Source organism: Clostridium magnum DSM 2767, from assembly GCF_001623875.1.
GTDB lineage: Bacteria > Bacillota > Clostridia > Clostridiales > Clostridiaceae > Clostridium_AM > Clostridium_AM magnum.
Window position 1 is genome coordinate 643,668 of sequence record NZ_LWAE01000003.1, and the last position, 15,928, is coordinate 659,595.

Here is a 15,928-nt window from a genome sequence, read left to right on the forward strand (position 1 = left end):
GTATCTTTTAATACATATACACTATCTATTTACTCTCATCTCGTCTACAGTTACATTAGGATTTTTATACCTTCCTTTACTTTTCGTACCCTTGCCGTACTGAATCGCACTTACTGGACAAAGATGTATACAAGCCAAACATTGAGTGCACTCCTTCCCCCATTTAGGCTTTCCTTTAACTTTTATTGTTTTACAATTACATACGCTTTCACAAATACCACAACTTATACATTTGTCATTAGCATAAAATTTTTTCGTGTTCATAGCACCTTTATTAAATAAAGGGTTTACAATAGTAGTTAAAATACCTGGAATAGGCCCCCTTACAACTTGAAAAACATCCTTTTTTCTTTCATTTATAACACAATCTATATTTTTTAAAGCTTCTTCCGCTGCTGAAAGCTTTTTCTCTTCCTTCTCTTTTGAATCAACATCTCCCATAATAATATAATTATTAGGCATTGATATAGAAAATCCACTGTTTAAATTAAGATTCTTTTTCCTTAGACAATCTCTCATAACTTTCATTGTGTTTCCAATGTTTTCGCCACAGGTTGCTACAGAAAAAATATAGTTATCTTTATAGTTATCAAGCTTTAGTTTTTCAACAAAATCAATAACCATCTTCGGAGGTGCCCAGGCATACACGGGATATACAAAACCTATAACCTCATTATCCTTTAGATTATACTTAAAGTTATCATTCTTATTATTCATTTCAGATGCTATAGAAATTAACTCTTCATTATTATATTTTGCAATATTTTTGGCTACTTGTAATGAGTTGCCTGTGCCTGAAAAATAAAATATCATACTACACTCCTCCATACATAATCTATATTATTCTTTCTCTAAAAAGCTGCGTTGCCAATTTTCATTAAACATGTAACATTCGGCCTCACTTTTTGCATTCTTTTCTCCATTAATCTTAACGATCATTTTCTCTATCTTTCTTTGAAAACTCGATGTTAGTAATCCTTTAGGTAGATTAAGTATCGCCTCATATACCCTTTGAAGTTCTGCAAGGGTAAAGTACTTAGGCATCAAATTAAATGCTATCGGGGTGTATTCAATCTTATTTTTAAGTGTCTCGAGGGCATAGTCTATGATCTCAATATGATCAAAGGCAAGTTCATTTTTACTCCAATCCAGAGGCTCATAGGAAGATTCACTGATTGGAACTACACCTTTCTTGATAGTTTTTTCTATCACAGTATACCCTATTTTAATCTTACCATCATCAGAAGTAAGAATTATATTATATGTGCTAATTTTATCTTTTCCTGTTTGATCTGATGAAACAAAATTCTTTTTTACTGTGAACCATTTTGCTTCGTCTGCATCATCTCCTGCTACAGGCTTTATATCAGTTTTATCAGCTAATGCCATATAAACCGTTGATATAACTCTCATCCTTGGATCTCTTTTAACGTTATCTCCAAAGGTTTTAAGCTGTTCAAAGTACACATTTTCAACATTGGTTTCTTCTTTTAACTCCCTATAACACGCAGAACTAAGCCCTTCATCAATATTTACAAATCCTCCTGGTATTGCAAAACAGCCCATATACGGATGGTTTCCTCTTTTTACCAAAAGAACTTTAAGAACTTTACTATCATTATTGGCTTGTACTGATTCATCATCTACTGTAAATAGTAACATATCAACGGTATTGGAAGGTCTTTCATAATTCCTTGGCTTGTATAAACTTAAAAACTCCTGCTCATTTAATCCGTCTTTATTTAATAAACTCATATCTCTCATAGATAACACCTACTCTCTAAAATCATTTCATGATTATTATTCCAATTTATACAAGTATTATATCATTTATTTCTATATTATTCATTGAAATTTCAAGCTAAATATTTATGTTAAGACTTTTCAAATTGATATAATTGCGCTTTTAACTATTATAATGATAAAATCTAAATACAATATATTTTTTGGAGGTAATAGTGTGGATTTAAAAGAAAAAGTAAAAAAACTTCCTTCATCTCCAGGTGTATATTTAATGAAGGATTCTCTTAATACAATTATTTATGTAGGGAAATCAAAAAATCTAAAAAATAGAGTTGGATCATATTTTCAAAATTCAAAATCACACTCCCCAAAGGTTGTGAAGCTAGTAAAAAACTTAAAGAACTTTGAATATATACTTACTGATACAGAGTTTGAAGCCTTTATGCTGGAATGTAAATTGATAAAGGAACTGAAACCTATATACAATAGGTTAATGAAAAGTCCAAAACTTTACTCCTATATCAAGGTAAAAATCGATGAAAAAAATCCTGATATTGCAATCTCTAGCGAAGCTAATGCTGGGGATGGAAACCTTTATTTTGGACCATACACAAGTACGAACAATGTGGCTCGTGCTCTTCAGGGCATAAAAGAATTCTATAAGATATTATGCTACAACAATGGTGGAAAAGCCTCATCCTGTTTAACCTATTCTTTAAATCTATGTATTGGCATGTGTTTATACGATACTACAAGGGAACAGTACTTAATTATATTGGACAAGATATTAAAACTGCTAAATGGCACTGATAAAAGCATTATTGCAGAAATGGAAACCAAGATGATTAGCACCTCAGAAGAGTTTGATTTTAAAACCGCTGCAAAATATAGAGATTATTTAACTGCAGTGAATTATTTAGTAAATACGACTAAAGTTGTAGAATTTACAAAAGAAAATAAAAATATTGCTTTACTTGAGAATCTAAACGATGATATCTTTAAATTTTTTCTTATTAAAGGAAACAAAGTGCTTTTTTCTAAAAAATATAAACTAGAAAATCTTAATTTGGAGAAATTAAAATCCCTTTTGAAGGATAATATTTTATCTTATCTTAATGATACTGCTTTAGAAAATATAATAGAGATTAGGAAAGATGAAATAGATGAAACTCAAATAATTTATGCTTATCTGAAAAATAAATCCAACAACTGCAAACATATTTTAATTTCAGAAAAATGGCTTAAAGCTTCAAATAATATGAATATAGATAAGGCACTTAATAAATTACTGATTGGTATAACCTCAGAAAAAACTGTACACTAACTTTTGTAGAGTCCCAAAAATAATAGATGTTTAAAATGAAGAATTTAGTTATTTTAGTTGATTAAAATCAATTGAAATTTAATTCTAGATACTCTTAGTAAGTAAAGACATAATAGAAAATACTATAATCAAAAGACGTATACTAAATAAAAATCAATCTAGTATACGTCTTTTTAATTTTTTTTCATGAGTTAAAACATTACTCCATTAAAGCCCCAGTCGTCAACTTCACTGAAAGTTATATATATACTGTCTTTTGGTATATTAAGTTCTTTTTCATAAAGGGAAGATATTAAATCAGTCACCTTATTCTTATACTGTTTTTCAGTACTTCCAAATATCTTTACTTCAATGAAAGCAGCCTTTTCCATTTTCTTTCCTCTAAAATAGATTGTTTTATTATCATCAAAGCTTACCATGAGCCACTGTTCAGATTTTCCTGGAATTACCTCAATAATTTCTCCCATTTGACTCTTTAAATTTTCTTCTTCTTGTTCTGAAAGCTTTACTGTTAATCTTGAATTTATATATGGCATAATATACTTCCTTTCTTAATCTCTATTCTATGCTCCTACAACACTTGACACTATAATAGCTATTCCAATAAGTAAACCTGCAATAACTATGGCAACTGCTGTATTATTTTTCTCTAGCTCTTTATTGAAATCTAAAGGTATTATTTTATCAAATATAACATAACCTATAATCATAATAAAAATACCAAGTATTCCAAATAAGGCACTTAATCCTACATTATTTAAAATAGTCATCAAAAAACCCCCTTTTTATTAAAAAATGCTATTTTATAACTTAATAAATTCCTCTATATCCTCCTCTATAGTTTTTAATGAATTCTTCCAAAACTCAATATTATGAATATTAATCCCCATAAGTTTAGCTACCTCAGCAATCTTCATCTTACCTGTTACGCTTAAAAGTTTATCATAATCTGCTGAAAAGCTGCTACCTCTTTTTAAGTACTCAGAATATAATCCCTTGGCAAATAGTAATCCAAAAGCATACGGAAAATTATAAAAGTTATATGAAGCATCATAATAATGAGGTTTGCATAACCACATATAGGGATGTAAATACTCTTTATCAAGGCCATCTCCATAGGATTCTATTTGAGCACCAATCATTATATCCTTAAGTTCTTGAGCTGATAAGGAACTATTTTCTCTCTTTTGAAAAACCTCACTTTCAAATAAAAACCTACTGTATATATCAACTATCACTTGAGCGCAGTCACTTAATTCAGCCTCTAAAATCGTAAAAGCTTCTTCTTTTGATGCATTTTTTACTGCTGCTTTTTTTACTATAGTTTCACAAAAGGTAGAAGCAGTTTCTGCAATAGGCATTGGATAGTCACTATTTAATATGCTTTCGTCTTTTAAGCATTCTCCGTGATATCCATGCCCCAGTTCATGAGCTAAGGTTACCACATCACTAAATTTTCCACCATAATTGAGCATAAATCTACTTTCCCCTAAAGCATGAATATTTTCACAAAAAGCTCCTCCAACCTTTCCTTCTCTAGGCTCTACATCAATCCAATGATTATCAAAGGCCTTCTTTGCATATTCTGCTAGTTTAGGGCTAAAGGTCTTAAAATTTTCATAAACAAACTTTTTCCCTTGTTCGTATGAAAACTCCATATTTGCACTACCTACAGGTGCAAACATATCATAAAAAGGAAGACCATTTTTCTTTCCCAGAAGTTCTCCTTTTTTTCTAAAATATCTTCTGAAACTAGGAAAGCTTTCTTGCATAGCACCAATCATGGCATTTAAAGTTTCCTCATCCATTCTTGAGTTTAATAGGGTTTCTTCTAGAGGTGATTTGTATCCTCTCATCTTTGCTATTGTTATAACCTCACCTTTAATGCCATTTAGACATGCAGCTACGGAATCTTCTATCTTTTCATAAGCCTTAAGCTCTGCCTCATAAGCCTTTTTCCTTAAAACTTCTTTCTTGTCATAAGCCATATTTCTTATAACTGTAAGTGGCAGCTTTTCAAGTTTTCCATCTAATTCTATATCTACTCTTAGATTAGAGGTAAGCAAATCTCTTAGTTTAGACCATGCATTGGAACCAGTATTTTTCATTTTAGCTATAACAGCCTCTTCTTTATCACTTAAATAATACTTACTACTTTCTTTTATTTCATTTAGAAAAAAACTGTGTTCTTTAAGTAATTCTGAACTCTCTATTTCTGAATTCTCTATTATAGAACTTAAGTTAGAAATTTTACCAATCCAGTTTTTTATTTTTGCATCTCCTTCTGCAATTCTTGAATCTTTTTCTTCTAGAAGTTCTACGCTATTTAGTGCTTTTTTGTTATTTGTTTCAACGCTTAAGGTTAATTGAGAAAATGCAAAAAGCTTACTGAACAAATTCTCTCTATACCTTATATTTTCTATGTATTCTTCTAATTTTCCTAAAAGATTATTATAATCCTTAGTGACCTTATCTATCCATATATTAAAATCTTCAATATATGTATCACAAGCTTTTAAATCATTTTTAAAAGCTTCACTTTCAAAGGATTCGTATAATTCCTTTAAACTCCACTTTAGCTCCATAAATTATCCTCCTAAATAATTTTTTATATTTAATGTTATTTCATCATAATATTCTAAATTTATACTACTATTATACGATAAATATATAGATTTTAAAGCCTGCTCTGTAACTATTTGAAATTTATTATATAATATCTATAACTTTATTATACTATATCTCTTTTCTAGTTTTCATATATATAGTATTATATTATTTAACGTGGAATGATATCTATAATTTATAAAATATAAAAATAGTACAATTTCTATAAGCAAAGGAGTAATTGTTTTTCTAAAATCCAATAATACTAACATATAGTTTAAGATTTGAACCTTTAAGATGATAGGAGGATTTTTTTTGGTAAAAAGATATCAATTTGAAGAAATAAGATTGTATGCCATATTATCTTTTATATTTATGTCTCTAATATATAGTGGTATATCTTTTTTCTATATTCCTATACATAATTATGAATATAGTCAATTTCCCTTTGTCTTTAAAAATTTTGTATTTTTCTCCACTTGGAATCTAATAAGATATTATCACTTTAACACAGTAAAATATAAAAATAACTGGGTATTCTTAATATATGGATGTATTGATTTATTTACTGTTAGCTTTTATTTTGGTATCCCTACGCTGGACCAAGGAGGAAAAATTGTTATTCTCTTCCTACTAATAATAGCAAGTATTTATAGAGGAAGAAAAATCGGTCTTACTTTGACATTACTTTGGTTTCCAATGAAAATGGCTTCTGATTTTATATTTATGCGTTTACTAAGAGATCTAGGAAGACCGGATTTCCCTAAAATAATGATATCTGAAAATATAATAGATGCACTATATTTTCAAATTATGTTAGTAATACTTGTATTTATAACAGAAGTAATATATAGACAAATTTCAGATAAAGAAAAAGAAAATAAACGTTTATTAGATGAAATAGAATATCAATACAAAGAGTTAAATGCTGCACATGATGAGATTGAAGGCAAAAATAATAAATTAAAGGATGCTAATAGTAATTTAGAAGCTTTAAACAGCAAACTAGTTCATAGAATTGCTGAACTTTTTACTCTCCAGCAAGTTAGTAAAGCCATAGGTTCATTATTAAATATTCACGAACTTATGAACTATGTCAATGATATTACTCTAGGTGTTATGGGAGTAAAAGACTCAACCATTATTTTATTTAATGAAAAAACCTCTGAATTGGAAGTGCATACTACCAATATAACTGATAAAGAAGCTTATGCAACATTGTGCAATAATATTAATTGCCCAGAATTACTAAGTATTCTAGAAGGTGAAACCGCTATTTTGGATAACAATATAGATTCAAATAGGTTTTGTTTTACTGTGGGAAGAGATATAAAGTCTCTTATATGTGTTCCCATAGTTTCTAAGTCCAAAAAGTTTGGCTTAATACTAATTGAACAAAATTTTGAAAATGCCTTTGATATTGATAATCTTAAGCTACTTACAGTCATAGCACAACAGGTTGGAATTGCAATGGAAAATGTAGATTTATATCACAAAATGCATGAATTAGCAGTAAGAGATAACTTGACAGGTGCATACAATAGATTGTATTTTCATGAGAGACTTCAAGAGGAATTAGTAAATGCTAAAAATGAGTGCTATGAGTTATCTGTAGCTATGTTTGATATTGATCATTTTAAAAAATTCAATGATACCTATGGTCACTTGTTTGGAGATAAGGTTTTAAAAACTGTTACAGAAGTTATGGATCAATCTATTCGAAGCAAGGATGTTATAGCTAGATTTGGAGGGGAGGAATTCATTATATTATTTCCCTATACATCTTTAGCTAAAGCATATAAAATTGTTGAAAGATTAAGGGAAAAGATTGCAAGTACTAATATTACAGATGGTTCAGTGTGTGTATCTGTAACAGCCAGTTTTGGAATAGCAAGCTTTCCTCAAAACGCTTCTAATGCAATGGAACTTCTAAAAAAAGCAGACGATGCTTTATATAAAGCTAAAGACTCTGGAAGAAACTGTGTTAGAACTAGTGATGAATACAATCATCTAAATGAGGAACTATAGTTAACTGATTGCCATGAGGACACCCCTCATGGCAATCAGTTAATTATTATGGAGTTTTTTTGCAAATACTTAGTGGTAATTTGGTAAACCCATTTTCAGATACATATACACCTGTGAGTATTAAAATAGCGCCTATAATTGTCAGGACATTTATTTTCTCATTTAGAACTATTACCGAAGTCACCATGGTGACAAAGGGTATTAAATATATATAATTACTGGTTCTTACGCTTCCTAAAATTGACACTGCTTTATTCCAGGTAACATAACACAATGCTGAAGCTATTAATCCTAAAAATATAATGTTAACAATTAGAGTTGCATTTAAAGGGTTTTCTGGCTTTAGATCTGCTCTAAATAAAATTAACAATGGTATACTGGTGAGTATTCCATAGAAGAAAATCTTTCTAGTTGCTAGTATTGAGTTATATCCTTTGTCCACTAGTCTAACTAGAACTGAGTATATAGCCCAAGTTAAGGCCGCTGCTAAAGTCAGCAGGTCTCCCTTAGGATTTAACTTTAATATAAACCTACCATTAAACATTACTAGAAATATACCTAGAATGGCTATCATAAACCCCCAAAAAAGCTTCCTATTCATTTTTTCGTCTTTAGTAAAATAATTTGCTAATATTGCTGTTATAATTGGTGCCGTAGATATTATTAGACCCACATTTGAAGCAATTGTAAATTTTAATGCCATATTCTCCGTTATAAAATATAAAGACACCCCCGATAATCCTAAGCCTAAAAATAACAGCTCATCTTTAAAGGACTTTATCTTATGAAATTTTGGATAAATTAATATAAGCGCAATGTATGCCATTAGAAATCTTATAAACAATATTTCCACTGGCATAAAATCTTTTAAAATGATTTTTGTAGATATAAAGGTAGTGCCCCATACGAGTATTGTAAAGATTGAAATTATATGACCGAATAATTCTCTATTTTTCATTTTGTCACCTCCACTACATTATTATATTTTAACACTTTACCGTAAAATATCAAGCAGCAGCTAGCTCTTACTTCTATTAGGACATTGTTTATATCAATAATCTACCTCAATAATAATAGTAATTCAAGAAAGAAGTTCAGAGAAAGTTCTAAGCTTTATCTGAACCTCTTTAAGAAATTTAAATTAAACTGTTTAAAGTACCTGTATAATTTTATAATTGTGTATAATTAGGTCTTTTATATAGAACTACTATTCTTCTTTCTTTGTTTATCCTTGTACATATTCTTATCAGCAATAGTAATAAGATGCCTAATAACTCCTATAGAGGTTTCAGAAAATTAGTATCCAATAGAAACTCCTACTTTTAATTCTTTATTATATTTATTTTGCTGTTCTACTGATGAGCATAATAAATTATATAATCCCTTTACTTTGCTAAGAGATGTGTCTTTGATAATTATTATAAATTCATCGCCGCCTGTCCTAGCGATAACAGAGTTTTCAGTAAATGTATCTTTCAATATATTAATAGTGTTAACTATTAGCCTATCTCCAAACTCGTGCCCCATAACATCGTTAGTTAGCTTTAAGTTATCTAGATCGCAAAATATAATCCCTACTGGAAGATCTTTTTCAGTATCTAAAACATGTATTTCTTTTTCAAGATAGTATTTATTATAAGCACCAGTTAGTCCATCGTAATAGCTTAGCCTTTCTAGTTTTTCTTCTAATTGTTTTTTATCAGTAATATCCCTACTAAATCCTTCTAATGCAACCAATACACTATTATCATCATATATAGGAATACAGAAATCATCAAGCCAGACATAGTAACCATCCTTATGCCTATACCTGACAGGCAGAGGTTTAGAAAAATCTATATTATTAGTAATCTTTCTTATAAGAATATCACAGTCATCAGGGTGCGCTATTTGAAACGGAAGCATTTGATTGATCAAGTGTTCTTCAACACTATACCCTAAAATCTCTTCTATAGAAGGACTTAGATATGTAAATTTAAATGTAGGAATCAATTCTGACCTGTAAATAATGTCCTTAGACCTCTCAAACATTTGATTTATTGTTTTCTCATGACTATCAAATTTAAAATATGATGAAATGTCAATCAAAGAAAATCTATATCCAACTACCTCATTGTTGTCATTAACTATTGGAGAACCTGCTAAATCAACTGGAATAACCGTACCATTTTTTGTTATAACAGATACCTTTAAGTTTGCAACAGTGGTATATTTTTCTGGAATCACAGATAGAATATCTCTGATATTTTTACCAACTAATTCTACTTGAGTATGTCCTAATAGATTAGAACAATTCTTACTAATAAAAGTTATTGATTCCTGATCATCAATCTCAATATATACTTCCCTTAAAAAATTAATTAAACTGTCTTTATTTATCTCATAGTGCATTTTGATTCTCCTTTGTAAAGATGTTAAAATATGTTTTTAAATATATAATATGAACTGCTCTTCTATTATATATGTATTAACAAATCAATAAATAATATTAAGTTAGTAAAATGAATCTAAATATGGACAAATTAAACATATTCACAAAATTATTTAAGGAAAATTTGTTGTAAGATAGTATAAACTAAAATTAACTATTTAGATAATCTATTGCTACTTGAGCATAACTAGCAACTCCTATAGGTAATGAATCTTCATCGATTTTAAAATGATTTGAATGGTGAGAATAGCAACAGTCTTTTTCTTCGTTACGGCAACCTAATAGCATTAAGGTACCTGGTATTTGTTCAAGATAGGCTGAAAAATCCTCTGACCCCATTATTTTTTCAAATTCAGGTATATTTTCTTCACCAATTAATTTACCCACAGAAGCTTTGACTAATTTAGTTGCTTTTTCATCATTGATTGTAGGTGCACAAATAAACCCATAATTAAAATCGTAATCACAATTATAACCCTTGCAAATACTTTCTATCATATTTTTCAACCATTCTGGCATTTTATCTCTAGAATGTGGATTAAATGCTCTATTCATTCCAGTCATTTCTACACTTCCAGGAGTTACATTAAACCGTTCACCACCTTTTATTGTACCTATATTTATTACAATAGGAGATCTTGCATCATTTACCCTGCTAACTAAAGTTTGCACACCTTGTATCACAGCTGCAGCACAGGTAATAGCGTCGACGCCCTGCCAAGGAGAGGATCCATGACATGATTTTCCTTTTATAGAAAGTTTCCACATATCACCACAAGCCATTAAAGGTCCTGGCTGTACAACTGCCTTTCCAACAGGAATATCTGACCAAATATGCATTCCAAAAATGAAGTCTACACTAGGGTTTTTTAAAACTCCTGCTTCTATCATTTTTTTTGCACCGGTAGCAGTTTCTTCTGCAGGTTGAAATATGAATTTAACCGTTCCCTTAATGGAATCTCTTATTTCTGACAACATCTTGGCTGCACTAAGCAACATGGATATATGGCAATCGTGCCCACAACCATGCATAAAACCTGAATTTTCCGAAGAAAATGGAAGACCTGTCTCCTCTGTTACTGAAAGAGCATCTATATCTGCACGTAAAGCAACTACCTTTCCTTCGGTCCCCCCTCTAAGTATAGCTACTACCCCTGTTTCAATAATATGCTGTACTTCTAATCCCATTTCAAGGAGTTTTTCACTTATCATTTTAGAAGTTTTAAATTCTTTAAAAGATTCTTCAGGATATCTATGAAACTCCCTTCTAAGTTCTAATACCCAATTTTCTATTTCAATAGCTTTCTTTAATAAGTCTACGTTCATTTTGTATGCCTCCTATGTTGAAATTAAATTGTTCAGTAAAAATTTTTTAACCTTACTTAGATTATATATTATTTATTAATCTTTTCAGACTGATATTATAATATTAAAAATAGATTTATTTTTAATATTAATAATTTACAATTTATTACATTTTGAACATATTTATTTATCTTAACTTTTCAAATTATTGAAAAAGTACTTAATGCAACGGTTTTAATAATAATTCATAAATTATTTCTAAATCAATGAAATATTTTTATCTTATTTATGAAAATTGGAAAAATCACAAAATAATACATAACTTTATAAACCTATATTATTGATATTGACTTATCGAATCATAAGAGTACAATTAACATAAATTGAAATAAATGGATGAGGACTGTTATTTTGATAGCTCTTTCTTCAATATATTACCTTTTTATACAAAAAATATTTCAAAATATAGATCTATATATTATCTAAAAGTAATGTTAGCTAATTCAGATATCTGAAACTATATAAAATACTATACAAAATGGTGAGGAAAAATTATGAAGTTTATTAAAATAATTCTATTTATAATACCATTTATTTGGTCAGTATTATTAGTACCATTTGTAAACAAAATTGAACCTTTTATATTTGGCTTACCGTTTTTAGCATTCTGGGAGACAATGGGAATACTTATCGCATCAATATGCATTGGGCTAACCTACCATATAGACCTTAAGAATGAAGAATTAAATGAAAAACATAAATAATATTATTTATGAAAGGATGATTTAAAATGACAAATAGTATACAGGTATTATCAGTAATATTTATTTTTATCATAGGTACAGTAGTGATTGGACTTATCCCTGGAACTAAGGAAAAACTAGACTTAGAGGGATGGGCAGTAGGCGGACGTAGTTTTGGAAAATTTTTGAACTGGTTTGTATTAGCAGGAGAAATATATACTTCCTTTGCATTTTTAGGAGCAAGTGGATGGGCTTATACAAAAGGTTGCCCTACTTTTTATATACTTGCCTATAGTGGACTAGCATTTCTTGTGTCATATTATATTCTACCTGCCATTTCTAAAGAAGGACAAAATCATAAATTCTTATCTCAAGCAGACTTTCTTGCCTATAAATACAACAGTAAAACCTTAGGAATACTAGTTGCAGTAATTGGTGTACTTTTTGTACTTCCCTATTTACAACTACAAATTACTGCTTTAGGAATTATTATACAGACTGCTTCATCTGGCATAATAAGCAGGGTCAACGCTATGGTTATTGCATTTGTTTTAGTAGCCTTATTTGTATATGTAAGCGGTTTAAAAGGTATCGCATCTACTGCAATTATAAAAGATATAGTTATGGCTGTAGCTGTAATGTTATTTGGTATTTATTTACCAGCACATTATTTTGGAAGCATTTCTGGTATGTTTACTGCTGTAGCTACTGCAAAACCTAATTATTTAAGTCTGCCAGGTGGAACAAGTACTATGGGAGTTCCTTGGTTTATGTCAACAATTCTACTTACATCCTTAGGTTTTTATATGTGGCCACACATTTTTGCTGACAGCTTTAGTGCTAAAGATCCTAAAGTATTAAAACATAATGCAATTTTTCTACCTCTTTACTCTATATGTTTGATATTCCCAATGCTTGTAGGATTTACTGCTCTTATGGTAATTCCGGTATTAAAAAATGGAGACATGGCTTTTATGTCACTGGCATTAAAAACATTTCCAGGTTGGGCAGTTGGAATTATTGGTGGAGCTGGTGCTTTAGCTTCAATGGTACCTGCTGGCGATTTGTTACTGTCCTCTTCAGTAATGGTTTCTCATAATATTTATAGACAAACCATAGGTAAAGAAGCTAACGATGCTTTCATTAATCGTTTGTCAAAAATTATGGTTTTAGTACTTACATTTATTTCATTAATTTTAGCAATATATATGCCTAATATGCTTGTTAATTTACTTCTTACTGGTTATTCCGGGGTTACACAATTTTTCCCAATGGTTGTGCTGTCACTCTTCTGGAAAAAGGTAACTAAGCCAGGTGCTTTTGCAGGTCTTTTAATAGGAGAATTTTTAGTTTTTTACACCACTTTACAAGAAAATTAACTAACCTCATCTAAATATATTAAGGAATTAATTGCCTCTAAAGCTTCTTGATTAATATTGCTCTTTTGTATCTTTTGCACGAAAGTGCTTAATATTAATTCTTTTGATATTTGGTAAGAGATAGCATTTTTAATTTCTTGAGGACTTTGAAATTTATATTTAGAAAAAGACTTATGAATAAAAGGCAATATTACTACAAAGCTATAGGCGATAGCCAGTAAATTAGTATAATTTTCTATTGCCTTTTTATTTCGTACCATGTAGTTACCAAAAGACCAAAAGAATTTATGTTGATAGAAAAACACTTCTATATTCCATCTGAATTTATATGCAAAAAATGGAATAAGAGTTGGTCTTTCTTTATCAGCTTTACATTCATCTACAGTATAGTTTTTAAAAATTTGTATATCTGATGGCTCTATGGAGCAAATATAAACTCTTACAGATGAGAATTTATCTACATCTGTAGTTGTTACTGTTACTATAACAGGTTCATTAAACAAATTTGTTAAAACCTTTTTAGTTGCAATATAGTAGTCATCCTCTTTAGTGTAGTCAAAATCTCTAATATTAAGTTTTAAACCTTTCTTTCTTGGGCGTCCTCTTTTTCCAGTAGGTTCTGGACATAAATCATATATGCTGGTATCAGAACGGACTGCCCCTATGATAGAAAGATTGGTATAATTTCTGAACATATTTAGAAAAGGTCTTTTAGTGTACCAACTATCGCATAACACTATAACTTGGTAATCTAATAGTAACAGCATAATGTTTTGTATCATCTTACCAGCTATTTCAAGTTTGGTTTCACTCTTATCATAGAGTTTATATCCAACTGGCAATGTAAGGTATTTGATTTTACCACAAAAGAGTATAGGGATGCTTATAACCAATGATACAAAGCAATGTCCATTTAAGAAAGAGGTGCCATCATGCTTTGTATGGTCAAAAAGCTTACCGTAACAATCAAACTTATCTCCAAATTTAGCTTGAAGTGTGTCATCTATAATTAAGAATATAGTTATAGTAGACTTAAGCTCTTCGGGAATAAGTGAGATTGCTATTTTTACTGTTGCAAACATTAAGCTCTCTATCGAGAAGTTTGTATAGGATAAAAAATAATAAAAGCTATTAAGAACTTTATTCCAATACTTTTTGATAAAATTGTCATATAAAAATTTTATAGAACGAACTTCTTGAGTTGAAAGCATAGCAGTAACAAGTAAAATAAATATATGAAAGCTCCGCTTATTGAAGATGGAGCGATATTTACTTAAATAATTTTCTATTGTTTTAATTGTTGATTTTTCGTCAATACTAATCATAGTACTAGATACCTCCTAATCAGTGCTGGTTTGCTCAATATTAGTATTGATAATTAAGAGGTATTTGGTACGTTGTATTTTTTGGTAACTTAAATTACTTGTAAAGTGGTGTAGTTTTTTATTTAATGTTAAATAAACTCGATCCATTCTTTGGATTGAATGCTGGTTTTGTAGCATTAATTGTAAATACTTTAACAGTTGTAATAGTTAGTGTATTTACAAGTGAACATATAACTCAGCGCAGTACAAGATCAAGTAAAGCTTAGTTACTCTAAATTAGTTAATGGCCAGCTTTCAATGTAATAAAACTGGCCATTTTAAACTAAGCAATACAACCAATTCATTTGTTATTTATGTAAGTCTATTTAATCTCTAACAACCTTAACTCCATTCCCTATCATGCTATATAAAAATACTACATTCATTAAATCTCCATTATGGTTAGTTACATCGAGATCATAAGTATCTACAGCATATATAGGAACTATAACCTGTCCATCATATCCATGGTGGTTAAAGTATGTCTGCATAGACACCGCTGCCTGATAGATACATATATCTGTTATATAATGTCAATAAAAATGTATAAAAAACATAAAGTCTTGTAATATCAATATATACAGCACCATAATGCCTCTGTAAAATATTATTTAGTGTAAAAAAATATTTTTCTTCCTTTTTTGTTTAACTTTCATGGTATTACCATGGTAAAATAAAAAGTGTCCCTGAATATTCTAGTTATCACATTGATTTATATTATATAATTGTAGGCTTTTTTGGAAAACTAAAGAGTCCACCAATCTATGTATACCATAATTGGCAAACTCTTTTTATAAGCATATATTATTAGAGCATAAATTCTAAATTTCTTTTTTCACTTTATTTAAAACTTCTTGTATAAATTCTTCTAATAACTCAGTATTATAATACAAGATTTCCTCTATATTCATACCAGCCTCAAACATATTTTTAGTAATTTGAATGCTTCTATCCCTTGCCAGGTATCCCCACGTTTCAGAATCTTTTAATGAGAGTATCATAAA

At 29.6% G+C, this 15,928-nt stretch carries 16 protein-coding genes; 5 read left to right on the top strand and 11 right to left on the bottom strand.

The annotated features are described in order from the left end of the window. Window positions 1–21: 21 nt before the first annotated feature. The gene (locus CLMAG_RS16410) at window positions 22–813 is read right to left on the bottom strand and encodes an EFR1 family ferrodoxin (protein WP_066624791.1); all 792 of its coding nucleotides are present in this window, start codon (window positions 811–813) and stop codon (window positions 22–24) included. A 27-nt stretch (window positions 814–840) separates the two neighbouring features. Then, complete coding sequence (locus tag CLMAG_RS16415; RefSeq protein ID WP_242873051.1) at window positions 841–1,755, bottom strand: NUDIX hydrolase; 915 nt, start codon at window positions 1,753–1,755, stop codon at window positions 841–843. 205 nt (window positions 1,756–1,960) lie between these two features. Here CLMAG_RS16415 and CLMAG_RS16420 point away from each other — a divergent pair, with 205 nt between their 5' ends. Then, complete coding sequence (locus CLMAG_RS16420) at window positions 1,961–3,067, top strand: GIY-YIG nuclease family protein (RefSeq protein WP_066624803.1); 1,107 nt, start codon at window positions 1,961–1,963, stop codon at window positions 3,065–3,067. Between the two features lie 191 nt (window positions 3,068–3,258). Here the strand turns inward: CLMAG_RS16420 and CLMAG_RS16425 are convergent, their stop codons facing one another. From CLMAG_RS16425 to CLMAG_RS16435, 3 genes are read right to left on the bottom strand one after another with little or no spacing between them, the layout of a single operon-like run. Next, on the bottom strand, window positions 3,259–3,603 hold the full coding sequence (locus tag CLMAG_RS16425) for a phenylpyruvate tautomerase MIF-related protein (protein WP_066624804.1): 345 nt from the start codon (window positions 3,601–3,603) through the stop codon (window positions 3,259–3,261). 27 nt (window positions 3,604–3,630) lie between these two features. Further along, entirely contained in the window at window positions 3,631–3,837 is a 207-nt protein-coding gene (locus CLMAG_RS16430) for a DUF350 domain-containing protein (protein ID WP_066624806.1), read from the bottom strand. Between the two features lie 33 nt (window positions 3,838–3,870). Further along, window positions 3,871–5,652 carry a M3 family oligoendopeptidase gene (locus CLMAG_RS16435; RefSeq protein WP_066624809.1) on the bottom strand — a complete coding sequence of 594 codons (1,782 nt, stop codon included), beginning with the start codon at window positions 5,650–5,652 and terminating at the stop codon, window positions 3,871–3,873. A 337-nt stretch (window positions 5,653–5,989) separates the two neighbouring features. Between CLMAG_RS16435 and CLMAG_RS16440 the strand changes: the two genes are divergently transcribed. Continuing rightward, a complete protein-coding gene (locus CLMAG_RS16440) occupies window positions 5,990–7,702 on the top strand; it encodes a diguanylate cyclase (RefSeq protein ID WP_161486989.1) in 1,713 nt (570 codons plus the stop codon). A gap of 46 nt (window positions 7,703–7,748) precedes the next feature. On the opposite strand, the gene CLMAG_RS16445 is transcribed toward CLMAG_RS16440, so the two are convergent. The 3 genes from CLMAG_RS16445 to CLMAG_RS16455 form a co-directional block, all read right to left on the bottom strand. Further along, the gene (locus tag CLMAG_RS16445) at window positions 7,749–8,660 is read right to left on the bottom strand and encodes a DMT family transporter (protein WP_066624813.1); all 912 of its coding nucleotides are present in this window, start codon (window positions 8,658–8,660) and stop codon (window positions 7,749–7,751) included. Between the two features lie 338 nt (window positions 8,661–8,998). Then, window positions 8,999–10,093, bottom strand: a complete 1,095-nt coding sequence (locus CLMAG_RS16450; RefSeq protein WP_066624820.1) for a sensor domain-containing diguanylate cyclase — start codon at window positions 10,091–10,093, stop codon at window positions 8,999–9,001. A 190-nt stretch (window positions 10,094–10,283) separates the two neighbouring features. Then, entirely contained in the window at window positions 10,284–11,459 is a 1,176-nt protein-coding gene (locus CLMAG_RS16455; protein WP_073392995.1) for a M20 metallopeptidase family protein, read from the bottom strand. Between the two features lie 533 nt (window positions 11,460–11,992). Between CLMAG_RS16455 and CLMAG_RS16460 the strand changes: the two genes are divergently transcribed. After that, complete coding sequence (locus CLMAG_RS16460) at window positions 11,993–12,202, top strand: DUF3311 domain-containing protein (protein ID WP_066624821.1); 210 nt, start codon at window positions 11,993–11,995, stop codon at window positions 12,200–12,202. A 26-nt stretch (window positions 12,203–12,228) separates the two neighbouring features. Continuing rightward, a complete protein-coding gene (locus tag CLMAG_RS16465; protein ID WP_066624822.1) occupies window positions 12,229–13,560 on the top strand; it encodes a sodium:solute symporter family protein in 1,332 nt (443 codons plus the stop codon). Here CLMAG_RS16465 and CLMAG_RS16470 read toward each other — a convergent pair. Beyond that, window positions 13,557–14,885 (bottom strand): IS701 family transposase, encoded by a 1,329-nt coding sequence (locus tag CLMAG_RS16470; RefSeq protein ID WP_082831782.1) that lies wholly within the window; start codon window positions 14,883–14,885, stop codon window positions 13,557–13,559. The two genes, CLMAG_RS16465 and CLMAG_RS16470, sit on opposite strands and share 4 nt — an antisense overlap. A 125-nt stretch (window positions 14,886–15,010) precedes the next feature. Here CLMAG_RS16470 and CLMAG_RS32520 point away from each other — a divergent pair, with 125 nt between their 5' ends. Next, window positions 15,011–15,151 (top strand): hypothetical protein, encoded by a 141-nt coding sequence (locus tag CLMAG_RS32520; RefSeq protein WP_161486990.1) that lies wholly within the window; start codon window positions 15,011–15,013, stop codon window positions 15,149–15,151. Window positions 15,152–15,250: 99 nt separating this feature from the next. Here the strand turns inward: CLMAG_RS32520 and CLMAG_RS32525 are convergent, their stop codons facing one another. After that, window positions 15,251–15,415: a hypothetical protein gene (locus CLMAG_RS32525; protein ID WP_161486991.1), complete on the bottom strand. Its 165-nt coding sequence runs from the start codon at window positions 15,413–15,415 to the stop codon at window positions 15,251–15,253. 330 nt (window positions 15,416–15,745) lie between these two features. Continuing rightward, on the bottom strand, window positions 15,746–15,925 hold the full coding sequence (locus CLMAG_RS16475; RefSeq protein WP_066624824.1) for a hypothetical protein: 180 nt from the start codon (window positions 15,923–15,925) through the stop codon (window positions 15,746–15,748). Between the last annotated feature and the right edge of the window lie 3 nt (window positions 15,926–15,928).

Coding starts and splice junctions, on each gene's coding strand:
- CLMAG_RS16410 (WP_066624791.1), bottom strand. CDS start 813: ATGATATTTTATTTTTCAGGCACAGGCAACTCATTACAAGTAGCCAAA.
- CLMAG_RS16415 (WP_242873051.1), bottom strand. CDS start 1,755: ATGAGTTTATTAAATAAAGACGGATTAAATGAGCAGGAGTTTTTAAGT.
- CLMAG_RS16425 (WP_066624804.1), bottom strand. CDS start 3,603: ATGCCATATATAAATTCAAGATTAACAGTAAAGCTTTCAGAACAAGAA.
- CLMAG_RS16430 (WP_066624806.1), bottom strand. CDS start 3,837: ATGACTATTTTAAATAATGTAGGATTAAGTGCCTTATTTGGAATACTT.
- CLMAG_RS16435 (WP_066624809.1), bottom strand. CDS start 5,652: ATGGAGCTAAAGTGGAGTTTAAAGGAATTATACGAATCCTTTGAAAGT.
- CLMAG_RS16445 (WP_066624813.1), bottom strand. CDS start 8,660: ATGAAAAATAGAGAATTATTCGGTCATATAATTTCAATCTTTACAATA.
- CLMAG_RS16450 (WP_066624820.1), bottom strand. CDS start 10,093: ATGCACTATGAGATAAATAAAGACAGTTTAATTAATTTTTTAAGGGAA.
- CLMAG_RS16455 (WP_073392995.1), bottom strand. CDS start 11,459: ATGAACGTAGACTTATTAAAGAAAGCTATTGAAATAGAAAATTGGGTA.
- CLMAG_RS16460 (WP_066624821.1), top strand. CDS start 11,993: ATGAAGTTTATTAAAATAATTCTATTTATAATACCATTTATTTGGTCA.
- CLMAG_RS16465 (WP_066624822.1), top strand. CDS start 12,229: ATGACAAATAGTATACAGGTATTATCAGTAATATTTATTTTTATCATA.
- CLMAG_RS16470 (WP_082831782.1), bottom strand. CDS start 14,885: ATGATTAGTATTGACGAAAAATCAACAATTAAAACAATAGAAAATTAT.
- CLMAG_RS32520 (WP_161486990.1), top strand. CDS start 15,011: ATGTTAAATAAACTCGATCCATTCTTTGGATTGAATGCTGGTTTTGTA.
- CLMAG_RS32525 (WP_161486991.1), bottom strand. CDS start 15,415: ATGCAGACATACTTTAACCACCATGGATATGATGGACAGGTTATAGTT.
- CLMAG_RS16475 (WP_066624824.1), bottom strand. CDS start 15,925: ATGATACTCTCATTAAAAGATTCTGAAACGTGGGGATACCTGGCAAGG.